Below are 24,708 nucleotides of genomic sequence, written 5' to 3'. Positions count from 1 at the left end.
TAGTGATCGCAAGTTTGCGTGGCTTACAAGTTCTCGCGCTCTTTTTAATGACGCAAGTTAGTGGTTTTTACGCGAATCATTTGAATTTTATGCGGTCAGTACTCTATCGTTCAAGGAAAGCTGAACTTTATCATGATTTTTGGACCTGGATACTGCCTAGCTTGTGTCTTATAGTGGCCGTTATACTTCTGCTTCGTTACAAACGGCGATCAGCCTATGGAGGGCTAGTCTTGACTTTAGCCTTTACGTTCTATAGTTTATTCTGGACTTTCGACCAATTGGAAACCTACTATCTCTACTATTTGCTTCTACTTGCTCTAAGCCTCTTCCAAATGATCATTGCTGGGATAAAGGCTAGGTCTAGAAAGGGTTTAACCGATGAAAGTAGCCATTGATTTTGACAATACTTTTTTTACGGCTAATCGTGATGTGGATGATGGGATGGCGCTGCTTTATTTATTAGGCTGTCCTGAAGTGGAGCTGATCGCTGTGACATCGACGTTCGGGAATAAGGGGATCGACCTGGTGGACCGGGATACCCAGCATCTCCTAGAGACGCTTCAGCTTGATCTGCCCTATGCTAAGGGCGGTCAGGCTTGTGGCGATTATCTCAATCCAGCTAGTCGTCTTCTGGCTGATTTGGCTGCCCAATATGCAGGAGACTTGTATGTCTTGGCGACAGGATCTCTGACGAATCTTATGGGAGCTTCTCTTCTTAATCCAGATTTCTTTGATCAAGTTGCTGGTTTTAGCTTGATGGGAGGCACTACGGCGCCCCTGAACTTCGCCAAGCAGGAAATGTTGGAATTGAATTTCTCCTGTGATCCTCAAGCTGCCTATCAAGTCTTAACCAAGGGGCATAATGTCCGTGTCATGACAGGCAATCATTGCTTGGACCTGCTCTTTACCCAGGAGCAATATGAAGCAGCTTTCGACCGAGTGGAAGGCCCTATTGTCCAAATGATTCAAAAATATTCAGCGCCTTGGTTTCGCGATAATGACTTAGAGTATGGCATCAAAGGCTTCTATAACTGGGATAGCCTGGCAGCGGCCTGCCTCGTTCATCCAGAATACTTTTCTTTAGACCAAGAGAGATATTGGCTGAGTGTAGAAGGCCTAGCTCGAGGACGCCTTCACTGCCCGAGCCAGGACCCGACCCAGTATGTGGTGACTAAGCCTTACCAGCAGACGCTGGTCACGACACCTAGAATTACTAAAAAAGAGGCACTAAAAGATCATCTCTACCAGACTTGGTTGTCCCTCGATGATCAGCAAAAATGAAAGGAGAAAATAATGTCAAGTGATTTTATTGACCGGATCGAACCTGAATACCGGAAAACCTCAGCAATTACTACTCTGCAAGTGAATATTGGTAAGGTATGTAACCTGCGTTGCCGGCACTGTCACGTGATGCGCGACTCGAAGAATGAAATGATGTCGCCCGAGATTATGGATGCCTGCATTGAATTTCTCAAGGCCCATGATGAAGTGACGACCCTGGATATTACAGGGGGAGAACCTACTATGCACCCAGGCTTCACCTATCTGGCAGAGAAAGGGGCTCCCTATGTGGACGAAGTGATTGTCCGAACGAATGGGACTTTTTTGAATAAAAGAATGCGTGAGTTCTATCAAAAATATCCTGTGACGATTTTTATTTCGATGCCTTGTTACACTGAAGACAATGTGGATGTCGTACGCGGTAGCGGGGTCTTTAAGAAGTTAATCAAGGTCCTCCAAGAACTGAATTCTTATGGCTATGGCATTGATAAAGACCGACCTTTAAACCTCGTCCATAATCCGCTAGGGGCCACTTTACCCCCAGAGCAAAACGCCTTGGCGGTAGACTATCGCAACCACTTAGGTCAGTATGGCATTGAATTTACGAATCTATATACCATTACCAACCTGCCTATGGGCTACTTTGAAGATTTCCTAAATGATATGGACTATTATGACGAGTATATGGATATCCTTCGCAATGCCTTTAATCCCGTGACGGTACCTAATCTGATGTGCCGGTCCCAGCTGTCAGTGGGTTACGACGGCCAACTCTATGATTGTGACTTCCATCAAATGTCTAACCTGCCGATTAGTACGGGAGATACAATTACCGATGTGATTGATAAAGAAGATCTTGGACGGGAGATCCTCTTCCGCGATTATTGTTATGGCTGTACAGCTGGTTTTGGTTCATCTTGTGGAGGCGAATTGACGACAGAATGTCCAGCCCAAGTCGCCTTGGCTGAAGCGTAGGAGGTTTTTGATGAAAAATATTGTATCAACTGAAGAATTAGCGAGTCAGCTAGCCGATCCAAACTTAGTTTTGGTGGATGCTACCGTTTTCTTTAATGATCCAGAAGGAGAGTTCTTGCGCTCTGGTAAGGACCAGTATGCGGCCAAACATTTACCAGGGGCTGTCTTCTATGACCAACTGGCTGAAGCAGCAAGTCATGACCCGATTCCCTTCCAAGTCACTGCCCATGAGCCTTTCGTGAAAAATATGGAAGACTTGGGGATTGCTGAAGATAGCCAGGTTGTTATCTATGACAGTGGAGCCCAAGTCGGCGCGGATTTTACAGCGAATATGTGGGCGGCACGCTTGGCCTGGCAGCTGGCTTATGAGGGCTTTCCCGAAAAACAAATTGCTATCCTTGAGGGGGGCTTGAATAAGTGGGAGCGTGAAGGTCGGGCCCTAACAGAAGAAATACCTGAAAGCAAGCAGGGCCAGCTAAGCTTGCAACGTCGAGAAGACCTGCTTGCTGATCTGACGGAAGTGGAAGCAGCCGTCGAAGATCCGAGCGTTGTGATCTTAGATAGTCTTCCTAAGGCCCAATACGAGGGGGAATTTGCTGGCTTCGGTGACGACCGAGTGGGACACATTCCATCCGCAGTTAATGTCTTCTTCGGGTCCTTATCTGATCCTGAGACAGGCGCGCTCTTGCCTGAAAAAGATTTGCGGCAGGTCTTTGCAGACTTTGCTGTGCTCGATCCTGATAAGCGCGTCATTACCTATTGCGGTTTTGGGATTGCGGCTTGCTGGCTCCGAGCTGTTCTGAATTATCTTGGTCAAGACCAGGTTGCCATGTATGACGGCTCCTTGATGGAATGGGCCACGCAGACAGATAAGCCCTTGGAAGTATAAGTATAATGTTAGTCAAGCCAGAGTTTGTCTGCTCTGGCTTTTATTGAATTAAAAAGGAGAAGTTTATGACGAGTAATGAAGTGATATGGGCCTTTCTTACGATTTATGCTATTTTGATGTTTTTATTATCGCCAAAGTTTGTTGATTTCAGTGGGTATTTTAGAGGAACGAATAAGGAAGGTAAGGATTCTTCGCTCCCCTTACTAACAGCAACCATTTTTATTAGTTGGATTTTTGCTAAATCAGTAACTAATGCAGCTAATTTAGGGGCTCAGTATGGGATTGTGGGAGGCTTTGCCTACGCAACTTATTGGCTATGTATTCCCTTAGCTGGTTTTGTTATCTACCGTTTACGTAAAAAATTTGGAGCAAAAGGGATTATTCCTTTTCTCAATCATAATTATGGCCCTTGGGCGGGAATTTTCTTTACTTTGGCAATTTTTACACGTTTATTCAATGAAATTTGGTCGAATACCTCAGTAGTAGGTGGTTATTTTGGGGCGTCGGGATCTACTCCCTTTATACTTGCCTCTGTGATATTTTCCGTAATTACCCTAGCTTATTCTGTCCGTGGTGGTTTGCGGAGTGCGATTGTAACTGATATGATTCAAAGTATCATTTTTATTATTTTTATGGTGGCTGTTTTTGCATTGGTGCTGCCTAATCGTCCGATGACTGATTATGTTCAGTCAGGGAATTGGACTTTGCTAGGGGGAGTAGACATGCTTTTAGTATCTGCTGTTCAAATTTTTAGCTATCCTTTCCATGACCCAGTTTTAACTGACCGGGGCTTTATCTCAGATGAGAAGAAGATGCTCAAGGCTTTTATCATAGCGGGCCTAGCGGGTTTCGTATCGATTGTGCTTTTCTCTTTTGTTGGCATCTACGCCAAGATGGAGGGGATGGCTTTAACGGATAATATTCCAGTAGCTGTTGCCCAGTCACTGGGAACTGCCGCCCTTGTTATTATGGCAGGGATTATGGTGTCTTCAGCGGGGTCGACTCTTGATTCTGCGCTTTCAAGTATTGCGAAATTATCTGCTATTGACGTGCCTCATTTGCTGGGTATTCGCTTGACTAAGAAAAAAACACGATTTATTGCGATGCTGACTATGGTGCTTTTTGCAATCTTGGGGAATTTACCCATGTTTTTTGGAACAAGCATCCTTAGTGCAACAACCATCAGTGGCACCATGGTTATGGGCTTTGCGCCTATTTTTTGCCTTCATGGTTTTGTGCCAACAAATAAGTGGAGCTTCCAACTGAGCTTTTGGATAGGTATCATAATTGGTTTGCTTTATACTTTTGGGCTTGTCCCAAGTATCTTTGCTATTGGGGCTGGAGATAGCGCCTTGCTTTTAGGGACCAATGTTTACGGCTTGATCCTTTGCACTTTAGGCTATCTTTTGCCAGGACTCTTAGAAAAATTTCAAAGTAAAGGAGTCGAATAATATGAGACCAGGAAGACTTTGTCCAAGCGATTACGCCATAGAAGAGAAGGTCTATGAAAAAGATTTTCCAGATCACGATAAAGGACTTTATATTATTGGCGGCCTCTATGGAAACCCCTATGCCTTGGATGAGATTGAGGCTATGCAAGTCAGGGATCCTGAGCCGGTATCTCTATGTTTTAATGGGGATACTCACTGGTTCGATTGTGACCCAGACCTTTTCCAAGATTTGGAAGAGCGGCTTAACTGCCACTATCGGTCGCTAGGCAATGTAGAAGCTGAACTCTTGAGAACTGGCGACCAAGAAATTGGCTGTGGATGTGCTTATCCGTCGTCAACTTCAGATGCAGCGGTAAGTCGGTCAAATGCCATTCATAAAAGGCTTAAGGAAATGGTGAGGGAGTCTCAAATACCAGTAGATTCTTTTCAAGATCTCGGTAAAGTCCAAGTTTTTACAGTTTATGGCTTACGTCTCCTTGTCTTGCATGGGGATGAAAAGTTTTTAGCAGGTTGGGGGTGTTCAGCAGAGTCCCTACAAGAGCCAGGTCGGCAACAGGAACTTGAAGCTTTTATGGAGAGCTATCAAATCGATGTCATTGCCTGTACCCACACTTGTTCCCAAGTTATTTATGAAGGCAAGGCAACTTTAGTTATCAATAATGGATCTGCAGGTATGGGGACTTTAGCTGGGGATCCGGCGGGTCTAATTATCCGTTTGGGGCAAGTTGCCCATCCAGATGCTATTTATTCCAAAAAAATGAATCACGTATATGTGGAATTGCTAAGGGTGGCCTACGATTTAGATTTATTTATGTCTGATTTTGATCAGCTCTGGCCATCAGGGTCGGCAGCAGCAGTTTCTTATAGAGAAAGATTGATTCAGGGCACGAGTCTCCCTTTGCGTATCTATTCACCAAGTCTTGAATAACTTGAGTAAACTAGGGCTTTTTTGATGTTAAGCTTTGTGAAAATATGCTAAGATAAGGTATCATAACAAAAGGTAGGCGGTTTCATTATGGATCAAATGACAGCAGTTGAAAGACATCGGGCTCTTAAGAATGGCCAGGCAGTTGACCGGGCTCCAGTCATTCTTTATGACAACCTAATTGCTGCAAAATTAGTAGGCATGACCTACCAAGAATCTGAAGCTTCTGCTGAGGCTTTGGCTAAGAAGCTCGTGGCTTCTTACCAAACTTTTGGTCACGATGCGGTTTCTTTGATTTACTCTACTAAGAATTTCACCAAGCTTTTGGGGACGGAAGTGAAAGTGGCCGAGGATGCCCCGGCTTCAGTTAGCCGCTACGCTCTGGATGATTTGGCTGATCTCGACTGTTTACCCTATGATGCGGTTCATTTTGACAACGATCTTGGCCAGCAAAAAGTGTTCCAAGCAGTGAAAATCATCCAGGAAGAAACGGATGGCCAGGTCTACTGCCGGATCCATATGCCGGCCCCCTTTACAGCAGCTGCTGGGCTTATTGCCCCAGAGAAATTGCTTCGGGCCACCCGCAAGCAAAAAGATGAACTCAACGCCCTGCTCAGCCGGGTCTTGGTGATTTTAAAGGATGTAGTGGACCAGTTTAGTCAGCTCGAAGGGACTTATATTTCTCTTTCTGACCCTGTGGCTTCGGGTAGCTTGATTAGTCCGCGGGTCTACCGTCAATTTGCCCAAAGCTATACCCAAGAACTCGTGAACTACATCCACCAAAAAGAATCTTTTGTGGCCTTACATATTTGTGGGCAAACGGAAAAAATTTTAGCGGATGTAGTAGAGACAGGGGTCGATGCTTTCAGCGTGGACCAGGTGGTTGATTTAGCCAAGGCTAAGGAAATTTTGGCTGACCACTTGCAAGTTCAAGGGAATATCGCTCCCGTTGATTTGCTCTGGCAGGGTGATCCTCAAAGCATTAGCCAGGCGGTAGAAGCGGCCTATGCCTGCATGGGGACAGATCCCATGCGCTTTGTGCTGGCTCCTGGCTGTGATGTCCCGGCGGAGAGTCCCTTGGAGAATATCCATGCCTATATGGATGCCGCCCGTCGTTTTGGGCAAGTGACTAGTAAGTAGAAAAAGGAGGAGTTATCTATGACGCAGGCAGGAGCTTATCGCATTGGTGTCGATATTGGCGGCAGCAAGCTTTCTGTTGCGCTCGTTAATGACCAACTAGAAATTGTTAAGAAGTATTATCGCAAAATTTCTGGACTCGGGAGGGAAGACTTGTTTGACCTCGTGAAGGAATTAATCCAAAGAGCTCTCCAGGAAGCAGGGAAGGCCAGCGTACGGGGGATTGGTTTAGGTATTCCCGGTAAGGTGGACCGAGACCGTGGGATTGCGGTCTATCAAATGATGATTCCTTGGGCAAATTTTCCGATTGTGGACCGTTTAGAGGAATCTTTCGACCTGCCCATTCGTATCGATAATGATGTGGCAGTCGCGGCTCTAGCAGAATACCAGCTGGCCCAGCGCGACCCAGAAGAGACCTTTAGCTATGTAACCGTGTCCACCGGGATTTCCTCACAGAGCTTTGTTCATGGTCAGATGATACGCGGCTCCGGCTTTGCAGGGGAAACGGCGCTAGTCCCCGTCTCTTACCGGAATCCGGAGTGTTTAGTTCAGCACCTGGCGTCAGGAACAGGCATTCAAGACCGGGGACGGCAGCTCCTAGATCGTCCCGACTTAGCCACGGTTGACATCTTTAACCTGGCCCAAGCCGGCGACCGGCAAGCCCAGGAGGTCATCCAGGAGGGGGCAGAAGTCTTGGCATGGTCCCTCTATCAGATTATCTGTGTGCTCGATCCAGCGGAAATTGTTCTTGGTGGCTCGGTGATTTTAGAGCAGGCTGGCTACTTGCAGGCTTGTAAGGAAGCCTTAGAGCCTATGCTCTTCCCCGACCAAGCCCATGTGCTAGACCATATATCTGCCAGCTCGCTGGGTGAAAACAATGGCCTCTTGGGGGCGGCGGCTTTAATTGACTAGGGAAGGAAAGAAGCTATTGACGCAAAAGACACACTTATTCTTTGATATGGATGGGCTCTTGATTGATACGGAGGCCCTATATTTTGAAACTCGGCAGGCCGCTCTCCTAGCCCATGGTTATCCTTATTCTAAGGAAGACCATGCGGCTTATGCGGGCCGGGGCTGGCGCTATACCCTGAGCCGCCTGCAAGACTTAGCTGGCCCGAGCCAGGGGCAGGAAATTTTTGACCAGGCTCTGGCAACTTTCAGAGAGGGCGTTGCGGCAGGACGCTTGCAGCTAAAACCTGGCGTTGAAAAATTGCTAGCCTTCGCCAAAGATCAGGGCTATGTCTCTTATATCACCTCCGCTTCGACCCGCTATAATGTGCTGACGATGACGGAAACGACAGGTATCCAGCCCTATTTTGAAGCCTATGTATGCGGGGAAGATATTGAGCGCTCTAAGCCCTATCCGGATGTCTATGAAGAAGCTCTGAAGCGGGCAGGGATAGCTAGGGAAGCCGCTTTGGTTTTTGAAGATTCTGAATCAGGCTTCCTGTCAGCCCGAGCAGCTGGCCTCGATACGGTGCTTATTCCCGATTTATTGCCGGCCAGTCCCCAGATGAGAGACCAGGCCTGCCTGTGCTTGGATCAGATTGATGAAGTTATTCCTTACTTGATGGATGAAGAATGGAGGTCTTTATGACTTTAAAATTTTTGCAACCGACGATTCGCCAGTTTGGCAACCAATCGATGGCAGATGAAGAGAGGCTCGAGGATCTTTTTTTTCTCCAGGATGAGCAGGGTGGGGCGCAGTTAGCCCTCGACCTGGACCAGAAATCCTGGGTCAATTTGAATAGGGATACCAGCCTGCCTTGGAATGGTTTAACTGGCTCTTACCGCCTAGCCTTGGTTTTACCGGAAGGCTTGGAAGGGCGGCTGAGTTTTGAAGGGGCAGTCCTTGATGATGACCAGCAATACAAGAAGGACCGTATCCTCCACCGGGAAGCGGCCTTCTTAGACCGGGGGACCCACTGCCTCTGGGTGGACTTGAAGGGGACACGTCCCGGCAAGCATGAAGTTCAAGCCAAGCTTTATTATCGGAAGGGCTTCGAAGATGAAGACTTGGTGAGTCAGACCTCTCTCATCGTTGAAGTGGCTGACTATGCCTATCCCGAAGACCAGCCCTTCTTCCTTGATCTCTGGCAACATTTGACGGCCCTTGCTCGCTATTATGAAGTGCCGCTCTGGTCCGATGACCACTTTAAACTGATTGAAAACTATATCCAACCACTTGCGGAAGCGGGCCAGAAAGTTTGTGACTTGGTGATTTCTGACTATGCCTGGGCTGGCCAGGCTTGCTACCAGGTGAGCGATAATCCTAGCAGCCTCTTTGAATATAAGATTGTTGGCCTCAGTCGCCGTGAGGGGGAATTAGTGGCTGACTTCACCGCGCTCGACCGCTATCTGGACCTCTGCTTGAGCTATGGGATGGCAGAAGAAATCAACCTCTTTGGCCTCCTAGGGAATTGGGATGCCTATGCTTTCGGCAATCCCCTTGTCGATTATGAGGACCCAATCCGTGTCCAAGTCTATGACGAAGACCAGGGGACAGTGAGCTACCTGCGCACCAAGGCCGAGTTAAAAACCTATCTGGGACTCGTCTTTGACCACATGCAAGACCGTGGTCTCTGGGACCGGGTGAAGGTGATTTCAGACGAACCTAATGATCCCGACCGCTTTGCGAAATTTGAAGACTTTCTCTCTTCAGCCAGTAAGGAAGCCATCAGCTTCAAGCATGCCTGCCTACATAGCGATTTCTTAGAGGCTTACCAAGGAAACTTTGAAAGTAACTCAGCCATCTCTTCAATTCTGATTGATAAGCTGGATGATCCAGATTCACAAATTTGGCAGAAGCGGGCAGAGATGACTTGGTATTCCTGCTGCTTCCCTCAAAATTTGAATGTCTTTGTCCGCAGTCCCTTAATGGAATCACGTTTGGTCGGCTATCTGACCTATGCTTTCGGGGTGAAGGGTTTCTTGCGTTGGAATTATTGCTTGTGGACTGCCAATCCCAACCGCGATATCCGCTATAAGACCTACAAGTGGGCAGCCGGTGATATGTTCTTTGTTTATCCTGGCGCTAACGGCAAGCCTGAATTTAGTTTGCGTTGGAAACAGCTGGTTTTTGGCTTGCAAGATTATCGCTTCTTTAAGGCCATTGAGGCTGAGGTCGGAGAAGACCAGGTACAAGCCCAGGTCCAGCGCTTGACGGGGGATATTCGTCAAATGACCTATGATTCAGAGAAGGATACGATTGATACACATTACCAAGATGACTTTGCTTTATTACAGACGATCAAGCGGGACTGCCTCGCCTTGTTAGAGAAGAAATAAAACGAGTCCTAATAATTAGATGGAGGAAAAACCATGAAAAAACCTTTTAAATACTTAGCCTCAACGTCTCTACTCCTGGCCTTCTTGGCTGGCTGTTCCAATGCGGGCATGGGGATCGGGGAAGAATCGTCGAGTGCCCAGGATAATACCGATCCCCAGAGCGAAGAAGCAGCTGGAAACGGCGAAAAACAAGAAATTTCTTTTATGATTCCAGAATACGGCCAACCGAGTGACGAGATGCTCAAAGACTTTGAAAATGAGACAGGCATTAAGGTTAATGTTATGCCAACTTCTTGGGATGATATCCGCGATAAGATTTCAACCGCTGCTGTAGGGAAGAAGGCCGCAGCCGATGTCTTCGAAGTGGACTGGTCCTGGGTAGGAGAATTCAAAGAAGCCGGTTGGTTGGCTCCCCTGGAAGTTGATGAAGCGACCGTCAAAGATATCCCTTCACTGAAGACCTTCCAAGTAGGGACCGACTACTATGCCATCCCTTATTCCAACGAGTACCGGATGTCTTACATGAACCAGAAACAATTTAACCAAGCCGGCCTAGACCAGGCGCCTCAGACCTGGCAGGATGTGGTCCAAGCAGCTGAGCAGATTAAGGACCAAGGAGTGGTTAAATATCCGGTGGCTCTTCCCATGGCTGCAGACGAGAATACAACCACTTCTTTCTTGACTATTAATTATGCGCTGACAGGCGAAGTCTTCAATAAGGACAATACTCTCAACCGGGATAATGCCTTGGAAACCTTGAAGATCATGGATGAGCTCAACCAAAAAGAATTAGTGGACCCTGCCTATCGGACGACCAATGAAGGCAAGTATGACCTCATCAAGAAGGGGGAAGCCTCTTATGCGGTTGCGCCTTCCTTCTATGCCATTCGCGTGGATTCGGAGAAAGACTCAGCTGTCCAAGGAGAGGTAGAGGTAGTGCCCCTTCCTGGTAAGGATGGCCCATCAAACCGGACCGTTTCCTTTGTTGAAGCAGTTGGTGTCTCCCCATATAGCGAAAATCCTGAAGCTGCGAAAAAATTCGTCGACTGGTACACTTCTGAGGAAACCCAAAAAGAACTCTTTAAAGAAGTTGAAATCCTGCCTACTCGCAAGTCTGCCTTACAAGCGGTCGTATCAGACGGGCAAATCCGTGAATCAGAGGAAATGTTGCAGCTTGCTGATATGGTCGGCTCACCTTTCCCTAACGGCGTGCCTAAATACTATACAGAAATGAGTACAGAAATCTTCAATACCATTAGCGAAATGGCTAACGGGAAGTTAACACCAGAAGAAGCCGCTGACCAAATGACAGAAAAAGTAAACGCCATCGTCGAGACAAATGCCTAATTAGGAATTTTCTACTTTTAGTGTTGGTAACTAGCGATTTATTAAAGAATCATTTTTATATCAGCTTGTTTTGAGCAGGAGTGGAGCTTTGAAGTTGGCCCTTAGTCATGAAAAAGCAAGCCAAGGGTGCGAGGACTAGCGGGAGAAATAGACCTCTGGAGCAAAGAGCAAGAGAAGACTGTAAGTCTTCGGTGGATCTTTGTGAAGAGGAGCTATTTCTGCTAGGCCGAACCCGACTAGATGTGAATTACGGCTAGTAGGACTTGCTTTTGGGGCCGTACTAGCCGTTTGAAGCTCGCTAGGTGAGGGGCCTTGGCCCGAACCGATGCCATAGCTCTTCAAGGGCCAAATTCAAAAGCGAAACGGATGCTCGCCAATACGATTTGGGAAAGAATCTAATGAATCTGCTTTGTCGGAGGCTGGACAATCGAACCAGCCTCTTTTTTGTTAAGCTTTGAAGGAGGTCTATGATGTTTAAACGCTTCAAACCTTGGTTGCTACTGAGCCCCATGCTCGTGATCATGCTGGTCTTTGTGGTCTACCCCATTTGCCGGACCTTGGTCTATAGTTTCTACCGCTTAAAATTAACTGAGCCCGGTAATGTGCGTTTTGTGGGCTTAGAGAATTACCTGACCGTTTTACAGTCTTCGGACTTTTACCAGGCTCTCATCAATTCCTTGCTGGTTTTAATTTTTGTCCTGGTTATTGGTTTGATCATGAGCTTAGCCATTGCCCTGATGCTCAACCGCCGACATGTGATAACGCCAGTATTGACGGCGATTGCGATTATCCCTTGGGCTCTACCCCCAATTGTTAATGGGATTATATGGAATTTTATCTTTTATCCAGGCTACGGTTTTTTAAACAAGCTATTGATAAACTTGCAACTGATTGACCAACCCATTGCTTGGACGGCCAATCGCTGGATGCTCATGATGATTGCTGCCTTGGTTGTGGCTTGGCGGGTGATCCCTTTCTGTGCCTTGCTTATCTTGGCTAACTTGCAGACTATCCCCCGCGAGCTCTATGAGGCAGCCCGAGTGGACGGGTCCACAGCCTGGCAGGATTTCCGCATGGTCACCCTGCCTCTTATTTGGCCCTCCATTGGTCTGGCCTTGATCCAAATGACCATGGCGGCCTTAAACGTCTTTGATGAAATTGTAGCCCTAGCTGGTTATCGCTACGAGACCCAAACCCTCTTAGTTTATAATTACATGAACACCTTTTCATTCTTGAACTTTGGTTTTGGCTCTGCGATTACTTATGTGATTACGATTCTATCGGGCATCTTAGCCTTTGTTTATATTCGTAAAATGGCAGAAAAGATATAGGAGGTAGTAGGAATGAAAGAACGTCGGTCGAGCCGTATGCTCTATTGGCTCATGGTAGGAATATTTTTGATCTTTAGCCTGGGCCCCCTGCTCTGGACAGTGATTTTGACCCTGACACCGGAAAAGGAAGTGCTAGCAGCGACGCCCCACTTGTTGCCGAGTCAGATTGACTTCAGCAATTACCAGCTAGTTCTCGATCCCCATAGCTCAGCCCATGAAACTGTGATGCGGGGCTTGGGGAATTCTTTGAATATGGCCTTGGTGACTGTTATTCTGGCCTTGCCGATAGCGGTAGCTTCTGCCTATGTTTTTGTGCGCCAGGACTTTAGAGGGCGGAAGTTTGTCCTGTATTTCTTGCTCTTCACCATTGTGATTCCGGTTTTTACCACGATTATCCCCCTCTATGCTATGTTTGCGGAGAGGGGCTGGTTGGACCAGAGCTTTTGGGTAGCCATTGTCTATGTTTCCGCCTTCTTGCCGGTGACGACTTGGATGGTCCAGTCTTATTTTAGGGCTATCCCTAAAGAACTCTGGGAAGCAGCTCGAACGGATGGTTGTACGGAATGGCAGGCCTTTACTAAGGTGATATTGCCCAATGCTAAACCTATTTTAATTACAGCTTTTCTGATGCTGGTCCTGATGTCTTGGAGCCAGTATCAAATTCCTATGATTTTAACCAGTTCCCAGGAGACCAAGCTGATGACGCTGGTGATGTCGGAGTTTATGACCCGTGATTCCATTCATTATGGTCTCGTTGCAACAGCAGGTGTCTTTGCGATTGTGCCACCTGCCCTCCTGGCTTTGGTATTTAGACGGCATTTAATTTCGGGTTTAATGGCAGGAGCAGTGAAAGGATGAGTGAAATGATGCCTAGTGATGAAGAAATTCTTGCCTTATTGGATGCAGGCCAGCCGCATTTTAGCCTTTGGAAGGACCTAGTGAGTCAGCTAGGGGCAAAAGATTGGCAGAGGGCTCAGGATGTTTTAGCAGATACTTGGCCCGAAGTTGGTGACCAGCGGCTAGCTATGATCCAGCGCTTAAAGCCGAGCCAGCGCTTAGCCAGTCTCTTTCTCTTACTTCCCCAAGCTGCTGAACGCTACAAGTCCCAGGGGCTTCCCTTGGGTATTTTACAAGCTAGTTTGGACGATTTGTACTTGCGTGAGCGCCTCTATTATGAAGCCCATGGGACTTTAGGGTTGACTGCAGATGATGGCCAGTGGTTGCTGCGCATTTTTGATTTAAAAATCTTCAAGTTAGGGACTTTGCAATTTGAGCGGACTCACTGGATGAATGCCCCAGACTACTACCACCTGCCAGAAGAGGACTTGGCTTTTTGGCCAGAGGGAACCCCCTTATTAGCGGTTCATATCATGGAGGGGAGTGAGCTCAGCTTGGCCAATTGCCAGGCCTCCTTTGACCAGGCAGAAGCTTTTTTTAGCCAGCATTTCCCTGGTGAAGCCTATCAAGCTTTTAGTTGTTTTTCCTGGCTCTTGTACCCAGGCTTATGGCAAGTGCTCGGTGAAGGAAGCCGTATTCGCCAGTTTGCTTCCTTCTTTCACCTGCTGGCAAGTACGGATTGGCCGGATATGGCAAGGGCTCGCATTTTAGACCAAGCACCCACTGTCTACCAAGGCTCGCGTTTGCAGGGGCTAGCTCGGTCAGGAGCAGATATTTTAGGGGCAGGTCTTGCTTACCGCCCCATGATTAAGGAGGAAAGAAATGGCAAGTATTGAATTTAAAGGGGTCACTAAGCGCTATGCTGAAGGGCAAGCCGCCGTCCGAGACTTTAACCTTAAGATTAATGACGGTGAACTCCTCGTTTTGGTGGGGCCATCGGGTTGTGGCAAGTCGACTTTGATGCGGCTTTTAGCTGGGTTAGAAAGCTTGTCTGAAGGGGAGATCTTGATCGATGGGCAGGTTGTCAACGACATCGACCCTAAAGACCGGAATGTGGCCATGGTCTTCCAGAATTATGCCCTCTACCCCCATCTCAATGTGCGTCAGAACCTTGGCTTTTCTTTGAAATTAAGAAAGGAAAAGCCTGCAGTAATTGACCGCCGGGTTGAAGAAGTGGCCCAAAAATTGGACTTGGCCGACTTGCTGGACCGCAAGCCCAGCCAGTTGTCGGGTGGGCAAAGGCAGCGGGTAGCCTTGGGACGCGCGATTGTGAGAGAACCTAATGTCTTCTTGCTGGATGAGCCCTTATCCAACTTGGATGCTAAGCTGAGGGTGCAGATGCGCTATGAGATTTCGCGCATCCAACAGGAACTGGGAGCGACCATGCTTTATGTGACCCACGACCAGACGGAAGCCATGACCATGGGGGACCGCATTGTCGTTATGCGTGATGGTCGCATCCAACAGTTGGGCCGTCCGGACGAGCTCTACCAAGCTCCTGCCAATTGCTTTGTCGCCGAATTCCTAGGCTCGCCACAGATGAATATATTTCCGACTGTCTTGGATGACCAGGTCTTAAATTTATGGGGGCAGGCGTATACGACACCTGGCCAATTAAGCCAGGAGACTTGTCTTTTGGGCGTCCGGCCTGAGAATCTTGAAGTCGTGGCGGGAGCAAGTCATCGCTTGACTTTGGTCGAGAACCTAGGTAGCGAGCGCTATCTCTATCTGGAAGGGGAAGAGGGTCGGCTTTGCGTGAAGACAGACAGCCAAGCCCCATTGGAAGTTGGCCAAGCCTATTCCTTACAGATTAAAGATCCGAGGGCCTTATCTTATTTCGATCCGCAGACTAAGGAAGCCTTACTTTAACTAAAGGGGCACAGATCTCTCTAGAGTAAAACTATCTCAGAACTCGTCAATTTAAGTAGTTCTGAGATAGTTTTTTTGTATTTATTTTGTTCTTATTTGTTTATATTTTTGGCTTAAGTTTTATCTTTTCCATATCGTTGGTTATCGGCTCTTCCTATCAGCTAGCTAAAAAATGCAAGAATAGTAAGCTTTTAGGCTATTTTTGCTTTGCCTAATAGGCCAGACCGTCTTTGACTTGGAATTGACAGGAGCTGGGGGGACCGGCTATGATTTAGCTTGTAAAAAATAAGTGATTGAAAGGAGTGAGGGAATGGATTGGGAATTCATAGGGGCGGTCTTACCGGAATACCTCAAAGCAGCAGGGCTTACTTTTGCCCTGGGTGGACTGGGTGTTGTCCTGTCGCTGATTTGTGGCCTAGCTTGTGCTTTGGTCCGCTATTGGCGCCTGCCTGTCCTAAGCTACCTCGTCCAAATTTATATCGAACTGTCCCGGAATACCCCCTTGGTCATCCAGCTGTTCTTTTTGTATTATGCCTTACCCAAACTCGGTGTGGTCTGGCCATCTTCTGTCTGTGCAATTGTCGGCTTAACCTTCTTGGGATCTTCTTACATGGCTGAAGCTTTTCGCTCAGGCCTCGAGGCGGTTCCTGAGAGTCAGTTGGAAGGAGCCTACAGCCTGGCCTTGACTCGCCAGCAAACCTTCCGCTATGTCGTTTTGCCCCAAGCCTTGGCGACTTCGGTACCGGCCCTTATGACGAATGTGGTCTTTCTGATTAAGGAAACCTCCATGTTCAGTATTGTGGCTCTGGCGGATCTTATGTATGTGGCCAAGGAACATATTGGTCTCTATTACAAGACAGATGAGGCCCTCCTACTCCTGGTTCTGGCCTACACCGCCTTGCTCTTGCCGCTCTCGCTTCTGGGACATGCCCTAGAAAGGAGGCTCCAGCATGGCTAATTCAGGTCTAGAAATTCTCTTTGAAGGGAATAATTTCCTACGTTTACTAGAAGGACTTTGGGTGACGGTCAAATTGGCCCTGGTTTCCATGGGCTGCTCCTTAGCCCTGGGGCTCTTCTTAGGCGTCCTGATGACGAGCCGCTACCGGGTCATCAAAGCCATCTTGCGGGTTTATGTCGAATTTGTCCGCGTGATGCCGCAATTGGTCTTAGTTTTCTTGGTCTATTTCGGAGCAGCTAAGCATTTGAATTTGAATTTCTCTGCTGAGGGAGCGGCAGTCCTCGCCTTTACTTTCTGGGGAACTGCGGAATTGGCAGAACTGGTGCGGTCAGCGATCGAAGCCCTGCCCCGGCAACAGACGGAGAGCGGCTTGGCCCTGGCTTTGAGTCGTAGCCAAGTCTACCGCTATATTATTATGCCGCAGATCATCCGCCGCCTCCTTCCTTCCATCACGAGTCTGATGACCCGGATGATTAAGACGACAGCTATTGTAGTCCTTGTTGGGGTGGTTGAAGTGATTGCAGTAGGCAAGCAGATTATTGATATGAACCGCTTCGATTATCCGGGTGGAGCCATCTGGATCTATGGGGCAATCTTTTTCTTATATTTTGCGGCCTGCTATCCTTTCTCAAAGATCAGTCAATATTTAGAAAATAAGATGCAAGAAGGAGGTCACTAATGGCAGACTTATTGATTGAAGTTGATAATTTACACAAATCCTATGATGGACAGACTGAGGTGCTCAAGGGCATCTCCTTAGCTGTTGAGCGGGGAGAGGTAACGGTCATCATTGGCCCTTCAGGCTGTGGCAAATCGACCTTCCTGCGCTGTCTCAATGCCCTCGAAGTGATCGATGCCGGTGAGATCCGCTTTAATGGCCAGTCCATGGGCCAGTCGGAAAGTGAGATCCGGGCGCTGAGAGAACAGGTGGGGATGGTCTTTCAATCCTATGACCTCTTCCCCCATCTATCCGTTATTGATAATCTGATCCTGGCTCCCTGCAAGGTCCAGCAGCGTGACCGGCTAGAGGCTGAAGCGGAGGCCCGTGAGCTCTTAGCCAAGGTTGGACTGGAAGACAAGGCAGCAGCCTATCCCCGCCAGCTTTCTGGCGGACAGAAGCAGCGGGTAGCGATTGTCCGGGCTTTGATGATGCATCCAAAAGCGCTTTTGTTGGATGAAATAACTGCTGCCCTGGACCCTGAGTTGGTCCGAGAGGTCTTAGATGTCGTTTTAGAGCTCGCCAAAGAGGGCCTGACGATGGTGATTGTGACCCATGAAATGGCCTTTGCCCAAGCAGTGGCTGACCAATTGCTCTTCTTCGATGGGGGAGAGATTGTCGAGAGCAGTCACGACCCCCAAGCCTTCTTCCAGGCACCCACGACCCGGCGTGCCCAGCAATTTTTAGACCGTTTAACATTTGACCGATAAAAGGAGAAAAGAAAATGAAGAAAAAAATATTCGCGCTCTTAGCACTAGTAGCTTTATTCCTTACCGCTTGTCAATCTGGCCAGCAAACAGACAAAGATCCTGAAGCGACGGCCGGTAAGCAGGCAGCAGCCCGCAGTCTCGCGGAGATTAAAGACTCAGGCAAAATCCGCATCGGTGTCTTTGCAGACAAGATGCCCTTTGGCTATGTTGATGATAAAGGCCAGCCCCAGGGTTATGATATCGAACTCGCTAAGAAAATTGGGGAAGATCTCTTAGGGAGTGCCGACAAGGTAGAGTTTGTCCCCATGGATGCAGCTAGCCGGGCTGAATTCTTGAAGTCCGGGAAAGTTGATATCACCCTGGCCAACTTCACAGTGACCGACGAGCGCCGCGAGCAAGTGGACTTCGCCCTCCCTTACATGAAGGTAGCTATCGGGGTCGTTTCACCAGAGAAGGGCCTAGTCACCGATATCAACCAGCTCAAGGATAAAAAGTTAATTCTGGTGAAGGGCACAACAGCAGAGAACTACTTCCAAAAAGAAGCTCCTGATATCAAAAATATCGACAAGTATGACGCCTACCAAGAAGCTTATGATGCCCTAAGAGATGGCCGGGGTGACGCCTTCTCCACGGATAACACAGAAGTCCTGGCCTGGGCCAATGAAAATCCTGGCTTCAAAGTAGGCATTGAATCCCTTGGGCAAGAAGATACCATTGCCCCAGCTGTTCAAAAAGGAAATCAGGAATTAAAAGATTACTTGGATGACTTGATTGTGCGTTTAGGTCAAGACCACTTCTTCACCAAGGCTTATGACAAGACCTGCCTGCCCGTTTATGGCAAGGATGTTGATCCTAAGCAGATTGTCCTTGAAGCCGATGACCTCAAAGCTTACTATGATGCCTTTAACTACGCTAAAAAATAAAATACAAATCAAAAATCCCGCTAGCTAGCAAGCTGGCGGGATTTTTGATGGATTGGCTGGCGGCCAGTATCGACTGTTGTCGCAGGCGCCAGACCTCTTATAGGCTTCCCATTTTATACTCGAAAAGTTTATCTGGTTCTTCAAGGCCAATATTTCTTAAGCCGCGACGTTTGAGCCGGGCAACAATTTTTTGAAGTTCAGGATAAGAACAAGTATCGGAAAGGAAGAATGTCAGGTGGCAGAGGCTGGGGTCTTCGAGATCGGTCAAAGTAATCATGCTATTGATCGAGCAGACCCGGCTAATAATCTTCGTCACCTTGGACATGGTCCCCCTTGATTCTTGAGGAACCGTAACGGTTAAGATATAGCTGCTGTCATTTAACTTCCAAGAATGACTGAGCATGCGCTCGAATTGATGGTGGGTGAGCAAGCCGAAAAAGCGGTTGTCCTGGTCGAGAACTGCGATATAAGGCAAGTCACGGATATTAAAGAGCACACGGTAGAAGGAACTGTCCACACTCACATATTTGGTGGCGTTCTTGAGCAGGAGGGTGACCGGTTCGTCGAGTGATTGGCCCTCCGCTAGCCTTTGATAGAGATGTGAGCGGTAGATATTACCTCTAAAAATCTTCTCATTGTCATCTAGGATGGGAATGCAGCGGAATTGGTGATCTTCTAAAATAATCAAGGCATCACGCATCGTTGTAGATGCCGTAACATAAACCACATCTTTCTTTTGAATGGTAAAAGATGAGATATTCATTGCTAGGATACCATCCTTTCTGTTGACCGTATACAAGTATAACACACCCCCTCAGATAATGAGAAGGATTTAAGTTTTATTGGAGCTAAGAATAGAAAAATTTAATCTAAAGCCTCCTTTTTCTTATTGAAAAACCAAAAATGTACCACAAAACAGACTTTAAAAAGGCTTTTTAAGACTTAGACCCCTGATCCAAGTGTTAACCCCTTACATTTTCTAAGAACTTTGCTATAATAAAATAAAGGTCATAAGCCTTTATAATATCATGTGGACTTAATGAAAGGAGAGATGCAATCGATGGCAGAAGTAAAAATGCAGAAAGTCGATTTAACAAAAGCACCCTATAATTTAGATGAAAAAGGTGTTCAATGGGTTGAAGACACCATCAAAAACATGTCAATTGATGAAAAAATTGGCCAATTATTCTTTAATATGGGGGCTAGCGCAGAAGAAGATTACTTAAAGAGCGTTCTTGATACTTATCATATCGCAGGGGTTCGCTACAATAAATCTGATGCGGATACCGTCTACAATCAAAACAAGATTCTCCAAGAAAACTCTAAGATTCCTGTTTTAATCGCAGCGAATACAGAAGCAGGTGGGGATGGTGCTTGTACTGACGGGACCTATGTTGGACATGAAGTGAAGTTAGCCGCTACTAACGATCCTAAATATGGTTATGAAATGGGACGGATTGCAGGGGACGAAGCTGCAGCTATCGGCTGTAACATGTCTTTTGCACCAATCGTTGACTTACAAAGCAACTGGCGTAACCCCATTATCTCTGTTCGTACCTGGTCAAGTGATGTTCAAAAAGTCATTGATTTCTCTCTAAACTATCTCAAGGGAATCTCTGAAAAAGGCATCATCGCAACTGCTAAACACTTCCCTGGGGACGGGAATGACGAACGTGACCACCACTTATCATTCGCAACCAACCATTGTTCAACTGAAGAATGGGATAATTCATATGGTAAGATTTATTCTTCACTCTTTGATGCAGGTCTACCCGCTATCATGGCAGGACACATTGGCTTACCATCTTATGCTAAAACCATTAACCCTGACATCTCAGAATCAGAAGCGATGTTACCAGCTACCCTTTCTCGTGAAATCCTCCTTGGCTTACTCAAAGACAAGATGGGCTTCAACGGGGCAGTTATCACAGATGCTTCCCACATGGTAGCGATGACTGGTGCTTTATCACGTCGCGACATCTTACCAACAGCCATTGCTTCTGGTTGTGACCTCTTCTTATTCTTTAATGATCCAGACGAAGACTTCCAATGGATGAAGGAAGGTTATGAAAACGGAACAATTACTGATGAACGTTTAGAAGATGCCCTTCGTCGTACCCTTGGCTTGAAAGCTTCAATTGGTCTTCACGAAAAAGATCCTAAGAGCTTATTAGCACCTAAGGAAGAAGCCTTGGCTCATATCAACACTGAAGAAAACCAAGCAATGGCTCGCGAAGTAGCTGATAAAGCCATTACCTTAGTGAAGAACAACCAAGAAGATATCTTCCCTGTAACACCTGAACGTTACAAGAATGTTCTCCTTGTAATGAATGAAGGCGTTAAGGGCGGCTTCGGTCAATTGATCGCTTCAAAAGAATCCCCAGCTGATATCATGAAGGAAATCATGGAAAAACGTGGCTTCAATGTTGAAGTTTGGGAATCAACTGAAGATAAAATTATGAAGTTACCTAAGGAAGAACGTTCAGCTGCTGTTGCTAACGTTTACGCTCAAAAACAACCAATCGCTAAGCTTACTGATAAGTATGACTTAGTAATTAACTTAGCTAAGATTGCGGCTGGTACTGTTCAACGTGTAGCGTGGCCAGCTTCTAAGGGGACACCAGATAGCCCATTCTATGTGAATGAAATTCCAACCATTATGGTATCTGTTAACCACCCATTCCACCTTGTTGATGTGCCTCAAGTACAAACTTACATCAATGCTTACGATGATAAGCCATTCAACTTAGAAATCTTGATGGACAAATTACAAGAAGGGCCAGAAGCCTTCAAGGGTGTTGACCCAGTGGATTCATTCTGTGGTAAAGAAGACACTTACTATAATGTTAAAGAGGTTTACGAAAACCGTATCAACCCAGCTAAAACAAAAGCATAGATCCTGCGCAATAAATCGATGCATAAAGAGAGGGAGCTTATTAGCTTCCTCTTTTTTAGCTCTGCCTAACTTAGCCCTGGTGCTTGCAATTTATGGAGGCAAAAGCTATACTTGAAAGTAATAGTGAGTATTTTCTCATTAATGAAATTAAAGATATGGAACAAAGGAGTAATGTCATAAATGGAAGGTCCCGGTGCCGAGACGGCAATTGTTAGTCAACTGTTAATTATCTTAGTTTTGACGCTGATCAACGCTTTTTTAGCAGGTGCTGAAATGGCTTTTGTATCAGTCAACCACCAAAAGATTGGTCGTTTAGCTGATCAAGGAAATAAGGCCGCTAAGAGAGTTCAAGCCTTGCTTGATGATTCGGATGCCTTTCTATCAACCATCCAGGTGGGAATAACTTTTGCAGGCTTCTTCTCTTCTGCTCAGGCAGCCACAACTTTTGTGGGCTATATCCGCCCTTATCTGGGCCAATTGCCAGGTGCAGATATTCTAGCTTCAGCCTTGGTGACCCTGGTCCTTTCTTATATTTCCTTGGTTTTTGGTGAACTTTTTCCTAAACAAGTTGCCATCCAATTCCCCGAGAAATATAGCATGATGGCTTCGGGAGCAATTGTTTTCTTGAAGCGCCTCTTTACACCTTTTGTCTGGTTACTTACGGCCTCGACGAATTTATTGAAACGGCTTGTGCCTATTGACTTCACTAAGAAGGATGAGCACTTGACCCGCGAAGAGATGCGCGCTTTGATTGAGAACAGTCAGACAGACGGGGCTATCGATATGACGGAATTCCGCATGATGCAAGGGGTTCTCTCCTTGGATAGCAAGCTGGCTCGTGAAGTGATGGTACCGCGGACAGATACTTTTATGTTAGATATTGATGATCCCGATTCTTTTAATGTTCAAGAGACACTGAGTTCCCAATATTCACGTGTTCCTGTTTTTGCAGATGATAAGGATGATATCCTAGGCATCGTCCATGTGAAAGATATCTTGCGCCAGGCCCACAAGAAGGGCTTCGACCAAGTCCGCATTAAAGATGTGATCAAACCGGCCTATTTTGCACCAGAAACGATTTTTATCGATGATCTGATGCTGCAATTTAAGAAGGACCACCAACATATGGCGATCTTAAAGGATGAGTACGGTGGGGTGGTAGGGATTGTTACCTTAGAAGACCTGTTGGAAGAAATCGTTGGTGAAATTGAAGACGAATATGATGAAGCCAATAGTGAATACCGCCAGTTGGATGAGTCAAACTATGCGATCGACGGCATGTTACCTATTTACAAGTTCAATCAGATTTTCCAAACGGATATTCAATCGGATGAATCGGATACCATAGCCGGTTATATGATCGAACAACTAGGCCACTTTCCTGAAGACGGGGCAGCTGAACATTTACAAATTGAAAACTATGAACTGTTAACTACACTTGTTGAGGAGGGGCGGATCCGCGGCATCCGAGTGACCCGCCTAGCAGAAGACGCTAGCCAAGACGATGAAAACAAAGAAGATGACTAATAAAGAAGGTGGACAAGCGGGCAGGTTGAGTGTCCAGGCCTTGCCCACTCTCTTTTTTTGAGGAAGGAAGATTGGAATGCACAAGTTAAATGAAATGATGGACCGAGCAATCGTCAAGGAAGAGGTACTTGACTTTATGCGCCAGGGGCAAACGGAATTTCCGGCTCCGCTCAAGGCCATTGAAGAGGATGCCCATGAACGCCGGGTCCCTATCATCCCCCATGAAACAGCCGTCTTTCTTGACTTCTTCCTTAGCGTGACCCAGGCAAAAGAAATCTTAGAGATCGGTACAGCTATTGCCTTCTCCGCTTCTCTTATGACTTACGGCTATCCCGACCGTCATGTAGATACGATTGACCGCTACGATCTGATGATCCAGGAAGCCCAGCAGAATATTGGCAAACTTGGCCTAGAAAACCAGATCCAAATTCTCCAGGGAGAAGCTGCGGAGATCTTGCCTCAATTAACCAAAAACTATGACTTTATCTTTATGGATTCTGCCAAGTCCAAGTACTATGAATTCTTTCCCTACTGCTTAGACCGGCTCAAGCTAGGTGGTGTCCTCATGATTGACGATATTTTCCAAGGAGGAACGATCTTTAAGGACCCCAAAGAAGTGCCCCGGCGAAATCGAGGAATGAATGCTAAGTTGAACCGTCTCTTAGAAGCCTGTCTGGGGCGCCCTGAATTAAAAACCTCGCTGCTCCCCCTAGGCGATGGGGTCCTCATGGTGCAGAAGCTCCAAGATACGGACCACTTTAATTATATGAAGGAAGGCTAATCAAAAGGCGCTGATCTATTGAAGAGATCAGCGCCTTTTCTATCGATAAGTTTGCTATTTTAATTTGGCCATAAATTTTTCTGTGTTAACAATGGCTCGTTTGTGCTTAGCTTCCCCGACTGTTTGGCCATTTTGGTCACTTGCTTGAATGACTAAACTGATAACATTCTTTTTAATTTTTTTGATATCAGCATCAATGGTAATTTCACTGCCGACAGCAGAGGGGGCTAAGTGTTTGAAGTCAACCTCAATGCCAACGGTCGTTTCGCTGCCTTGGCAATGACTCAAACAAATTTCAGAAGCAACATTTTCCATATAAGCCAAGAGGACAGGGCTAGCAAGAACCTCTAATTCCCCTGAGCCAACCTGTTTGGCACTTTGCTCTGGACGCACTGTAAAAACTTTTTTCATAAAATCCTCCCTGATAGACTTGACAATATAACACTTCTCTTGTTATTATATCAAAGTTGCTTGTCGGCGCACAGTCTAAAGGCAACTTAATTATTTTAGTAAAAAGGCTTGACCTTTAAACTGAAATGAGATATACTTGAGATCCGCTTGAGAGAGCGGTGAGAAAAAAGTTAAAAACATTTTCAAAAAATGTGTTGACAAGTCCAAAAGACTTCGATATACTAAATGAGTCGTTAAGTTAGCGCTTACATAGCGTCGGCGAAGCGAACGGTCATCTTCAAAAAACTTCCGATTTTTTTAAAAAGTTCTTGACAAGTTTTCGGATAAGATGATATACTAATTAAGTCGCTTCGACGAGGCGACGAGATAGACCTTTGAAAACTGAACAAAGAAG

At 46.6% G+C, this 24,708-nt stretch carries 23 protein-coding genes; 21 read left to right on the top strand and 2 right to left on the bottom strand.

The genetic code is table 11. The features are described 5' to 3' along the window. The first annotated feature begins 378 nt into the window (after positions 1-378). The 18 genes from HMPREF2626_RS04840 to HMPREF2626_RS04755 all read left to right on the top strand — a co-directional run bounded on the left by HMPREF2626_RS04840 (position 379) and on the right by HMPREF2626_RS04755 (position 18,699). Positions 379-1,281 carry a nucleoside hydrolase gene (locus HMPREF2626_RS04840; RefSeq protein ID WP_070618216.1) on the top strand — a complete coding sequence of 301 codons (903 nt, stop codon included), beginning with the start codon at positions 379-381 and terminating at the stop codon, positions 1,279-1,281. Between the two features lie 12 nt (positions 1,282-1,293). Next, positions 1,294-2,256 carry an arsenosugar biosynthesis radical SAM (seleno)protein ArsS gene (gene arsS, locus HMPREF2626_RS04835; protein WP_070618213.1) on the top strand — a complete coding sequence of 321 codons (963 nt, stop codon included), beginning with the start codon at positions 1,294-1,296 and terminating at the stop codon, positions 2,254-2,256. A 10-nt stretch (positions 2,257-2,266) separates the two neighbouring features. Then, a complete protein-coding gene (locus HMPREF2626_RS04830; protein ID WP_070618211.1) occupies positions 2,267-3,145 on the top strand; it encodes a sulfurtransferase in 879 nt (292 codons plus the stop codon). A gap of 65 nt (positions 3,146-3,210) precedes the next feature. Beyond that, positions 3,211-4,596 (top strand): SLC5/6 family protein, encoded by a 1,386-nt coding sequence (locus HMPREF2626_RS04825; RefSeq protein ID WP_070618208.1) that lies wholly within the window; start codon positions 3,211-3,213, stop codon positions 4,594-4,596. A 1-nt stretch (position 4,597) separates the two neighbouring features. Beyond that, positions 4,598-5,524, top strand: a complete 927-nt coding sequence (locus tag HMPREF2626_RS04820; RefSeq protein WP_070618205.1) for a metallophosphoesterase family protein — start codon at positions 4,598-4,600, stop codon at positions 5,522-5,524. A gap of 87 nt (positions 5,525-5,611) precedes the next feature. Beyond that, positions 5,612-6,661: a uroporphyrinogen decarboxylase family protein gene (locus tag HMPREF2626_RS04815; RefSeq protein ID WP_070618202.1), complete on the top strand. Its 1,050-nt coding sequence runs from the start codon at positions 5,612-5,614 to the stop codon at positions 6,659-6,661. A gap of 18 nt (positions 6,662-6,679) precedes the next feature. Beyond that, positions 6,680-7,570 (top strand): ROK family protein, encoded by an 891-nt coding sequence (locus HMPREF2626_RS04810; RefSeq protein ID WP_070618199.1) that lies wholly within the window; start codon positions 6,680-6,682, stop codon positions 7,568-7,570. A 16-nt stretch (positions 7,571-7,586) separates the two neighbouring features. Then, the gene (locus tag HMPREF2626_RS04805; protein WP_070618196.1) at positions 7,587-8,255 is read left to right on the top strand and encodes an HAD family hydrolase; all 669 of its coding nucleotides are present in this window, start codon (positions 7,587-7,589) and stop codon (positions 8,253-8,255) included. Beyond that, on the top strand, positions 8,252-9,946 hold the full coding sequence (locus HMPREF2626_RS04800) for a DUF4091 domain-containing protein (protein ID WP_070618193.1): 1,695 nt from the start codon (positions 8,252-8,254) through the stop codon (positions 9,944-9,946). Before HMPREF2626_RS04805 ends, HMPREF2626_RS04800 begins: the two co-directional genes overlap by 4 nt. Before the next feature lie 33 nt (positions 9,947-9,979). Beyond that, positions 9,980-11,293 (top strand): sugar ABC transporter substrate-binding protein, encoded by a 1,314-nt coding sequence (locus tag HMPREF2626_RS04795; RefSeq protein WP_070618190.1) that lies wholly within the window; start codon positions 9,980-9,982, stop codon positions 11,291-11,293. Positions 11,294-11,763: 470 nt separating this feature from the next. After that, entirely contained in the window at positions 11,764-12,624 is an 861-nt protein-coding gene (locus HMPREF2626_RS04790) for a carbohydrate ABC transporter permease (RefSeq protein WP_083294349.1), read from the top strand. A gap of 12 nt (positions 12,625-12,636) precedes the next feature. Next, positions 12,637-13,482 (top strand): carbohydrate ABC transporter permease, encoded by an 846-nt coding sequence (locus HMPREF2626_RS04785; RefSeq protein ID WP_070618185.1) that lies wholly within the window; start codon positions 12,637-12,639, stop codon positions 13,480-13,482. After that, a complete protein-coding gene (locus tag HMPREF2626_RS04780) occupies positions 13,479-14,357 on the top strand; it encodes an acyltransferase domain-containing protein (RefSeq protein ID WP_070618182.1) in 879 nt (292 codons plus the stop codon). The genes HMPREF2626_RS04785 and HMPREF2626_RS04780 overlap by 4 nt, the downstream gene beginning before the upstream one ends. Then, a complete protein-coding gene (locus tag HMPREF2626_RS04775; protein ID WP_070618180.1) occupies positions 14,344-15,390 on the top strand; it encodes an ABC transporter ATP-binding protein in 1,047 nt (348 codons plus the stop codon). Before HMPREF2626_RS04780 ends, HMPREF2626_RS04775 begins: the two co-directional genes overlap by 14 nt. A gap of 310 nt (positions 15,391-15,700) precedes the next feature. Continuing rightward, a complete protein-coding gene (locus HMPREF2626_RS04770; protein ID WP_070618177.1) occupies positions 15,701-16,348 on the top strand; it encodes an amino acid ABC transporter permease in 648 nt (215 codons plus the stop codon). Next, a complete protein-coding gene (locus tag HMPREF2626_RS04765; protein WP_070618174.1) occupies positions 16,341-17,027 on the top strand; it encodes an amino acid ABC transporter permease in 687 nt (228 codons plus the stop codon). The genes HMPREF2626_RS04770 and HMPREF2626_RS04765 overlap by 8 nt, the downstream gene beginning before the upstream one ends. Further along, the gene (locus HMPREF2626_RS04760; protein WP_070618171.1) at positions 17,027-17,776 is read left to right on the top strand and encodes an amino acid ABC transporter ATP-binding protein; all 750 of its coding nucleotides are present in this window, start codon (positions 17,027-17,029) and stop codon (positions 17,774-17,776) included. The genes HMPREF2626_RS04765 and HMPREF2626_RS04760 overlap by 1 nt, the downstream gene beginning before the upstream one ends. Positions 17,777-17,790: 14 nt before the next feature. Beyond that, a complete protein-coding gene (locus tag HMPREF2626_RS04755; protein ID WP_070618168.1) occupies positions 17,791-18,699 on the top strand; it encodes a cysteine ABC transporter substrate-binding protein in 909 nt (302 codons plus the stop codon). A gap of 97 nt (positions 18,700-18,796) precedes the next feature. Here HMPREF2626_RS04755 and cbpA read toward each other — a convergent pair whose 3' ends face one another. After that, the gene (gene cbpA / locus HMPREF2626_RS04750; RefSeq protein WP_246818924.1) at positions 18,797-19,498 is read right to left on the bottom strand and encodes a cyclic di-AMP binding protein CbpA; all 702 of its coding nucleotides are present in this window, start codon (positions 19,496-19,498) and stop codon (positions 18,797-18,799) included. A gap of 276 nt (positions 19,499-19,774) precedes the next feature. On the opposite strand from cbpA, the gene HMPREF2626_RS04745 reads away from it, so the two are divergent. The 3 genes from HMPREF2626_RS04745 (at position 19,775) to HMPREF2626_RS04735 (ending at position 23,903) form a co-directional block, all read left to right on the top strand. Beyond that, positions 19,775-21,595 (top strand): glycoside hydrolase family 3 protein, encoded by a 1,821-nt coding sequence (locus HMPREF2626_RS04745; RefSeq protein ID WP_070618386.1) that lies wholly within the window; start codon positions 19,775-19,777, stop codon positions 21,593-21,595. 180 nt (positions 21,596-21,775) lie between these two features. After that, a complete protein-coding gene (locus HMPREF2626_RS04740; RefSeq protein WP_070618163.1) occupies positions 21,776-23,122 on the top strand; it encodes a hemolysin family protein in 1,347 nt (448 codons plus the stop codon). Positions 23,123-23,198: 76 nt separating this feature from the next. Then, positions 23,199-23,903 (top strand): O-methyltransferase, encoded by a 705-nt coding sequence (locus tag HMPREF2626_RS04735; protein ID WP_070618161.1) that lies wholly within the window; start codon positions 23,199-23,201, stop codon positions 23,901-23,903. Between the two features lie 54 nt (positions 23,904-23,957). Here the strand turns inward: HMPREF2626_RS04735 and HMPREF2626_RS04730 are convergent, their stop codons facing one another. Further along, positions 23,958-24,314, bottom strand: coding sequence for a thioesterase family protein (locus HMPREF2626_RS04730; protein ID WP_067973186.1), 357 nt, complete (start codon positions 24,312-24,314; stop codon positions 23,958-23,960). Positions 24,315-24,708 lie beyond the last annotated feature (394 nt).

Source organism: Aerococcus sp. HMSC062A02, assembly GCF_001809535.1.
GTDB lineage: Bacteria > Bacillota > Bacilli > Lactobacillales > Aerococcaceae > Aerococcus.
Note: the sequence above shows the minus strand (reverse complement) of the source record. Positions and strands in the feature narration are given on the sequence as shown.

Excerpts from the sequence above, each read along its gene's own strand:
- HMPREF2626_RS04810 (WP_070618199.1), top strand. The coding sequence starts at position 6,680 with ATGACGCAGGCAGGAGCTTATCGCATTGGTGTCGATATTGGCGGCAGC.
- HMPREF2626_RS04780 (WP_070618182.1), top strand. The coding sequence starts at position 13,479 with ATGAGTGAAATGATGCCTAGTGATGAAGAAATTCTTGCCTTATTGGAT.
- HMPREF2626_RS04815 (WP_070618202.1), top strand. The coding sequence starts at position 5,612 with ATGGATCAAATGACAGCAGTTGAAAGACATCGGGCTCTTAAGAATGGC.
- HMPREF2626_RS04825 (WP_070618208.1), top strand. The coding sequence starts at position 3,211 with ATGACGAGTAATGAAGTGATATGGGCCTTTCTTACGATTTATGCTATT.
- HMPREF2626_RS04755 (WP_070618168.1), top strand. The coding sequence starts at position 17,791 with ATGAAGAAAAAAATATTCGCGCTCTTAGCACTAGTAGCTTTATTCCTT.
- arsS (WP_070618213.1), top strand. The coding sequence starts at position 1,294 with ATGTCAAGTGATTTTATTGACCGGATCGAACCTGAATACCGGAAAACC.
- HMPREF2626_RS04760 (WP_070618171.1), top strand. The coding sequence starts at position 17,027 with ATGGCAGACTTATTGATTGAAGTTGATAATTTACACAAATCCTATGAT.
- HMPREF2626_RS04795 (WP_070618190.1), top strand. The coding sequence starts at position 9,980 with ATGAAAAAACCTTTTAAATACTTAGCCTCAACGTCTCTACTCCTGGCC.
- HMPREF2626_RS04830 (WP_070618211.1), top strand. The coding sequence starts at position 2,267 with ATGAAAAATATTGTATCAACTGAAGAATTAGCGAGTCAGCTAGCCGAT.
- HMPREF2626_RS04740 (WP_070618163.1), top strand. The coding sequence starts at position 21,776 with ATGGAAGGTCCCGGTGCCGAGACGGCAATTGTTAGTCAACTGTTAATT.
- HMPREF2626_RS04770 (WP_070618177.1), top strand. The coding sequence starts at position 15,701 with ATGGATTGGGAATTCATAGGGGCGGTCTTACCGGAATACCTCAAAGCA.
- HMPREF2626_RS04735 (WP_070618161.1), top strand. The coding sequence starts at position 23,199 with ATGCACAAGTTAAATGAAATGATGGACCGAGCAATCGTCAAGGAAGAG.
- HMPREF2626_RS04785 (WP_070618185.1), top strand. The coding sequence starts at position 12,637 with ATGAAAGAACGTCGGTCGAGCCGTATGCTCTATTGGCTCATGGTAGGA.
- HMPREF2626_RS04745 (WP_070618386.1), top strand. The coding sequence starts at position 19,775 with ATGCAGAAAGTCGATTTAACAAAAGCACCCTATAATTTAGATGAAAAA.
- HMPREF2626_RS04800 (WP_070618193.1), top strand. The coding sequence starts at position 8,252 with ATGACTTTAAAATTTTTGCAACCGACGATTCGCCAGTTTGGCAACCAA.
- HMPREF2626_RS04765 (WP_070618174.1), top strand. The coding sequence starts at position 16,341 with ATGGCTAATTCAGGTCTAGAAATTCTCTTTGAAGGGAATAATTTCCTA.
- HMPREF2626_RS04790 (WP_083294349.1), top strand. The coding sequence starts at position 11,764 with ATGTTTAAACGCTTCAAACCTTGGTTGCTACTGAGCCCCATGCTCGTG.
- HMPREF2626_RS04820 (WP_070618205.1), top strand. The coding sequence starts at position 4,598 with ATGAGACCAGGAAGACTTTGTCCAAGCGATTACGCCATAGAAGAGAAG.
- HMPREF2626_RS04775 (WP_070618180.1), top strand. The coding sequence starts at position 14,344 with ATGGCAAGTATTGAATTTAAAGGGGTCACTAAGCGCTATGCTGAAGGG.
- HMPREF2626_RS04730 (WP_067973186.1), bottom strand. The coding sequence starts at position 24,314 with ATGAAAAAAGTTTTTACAGTGCGTCCAGAGCAAAGTGCCAAACAGGTT.
- HMPREF2626_RS04840 (WP_070618216.1), top strand. The coding sequence starts at position 379 with ATGAAAGTAGCCATTGATTTTGACAATACTTTTTTTACGGCTAATCGT.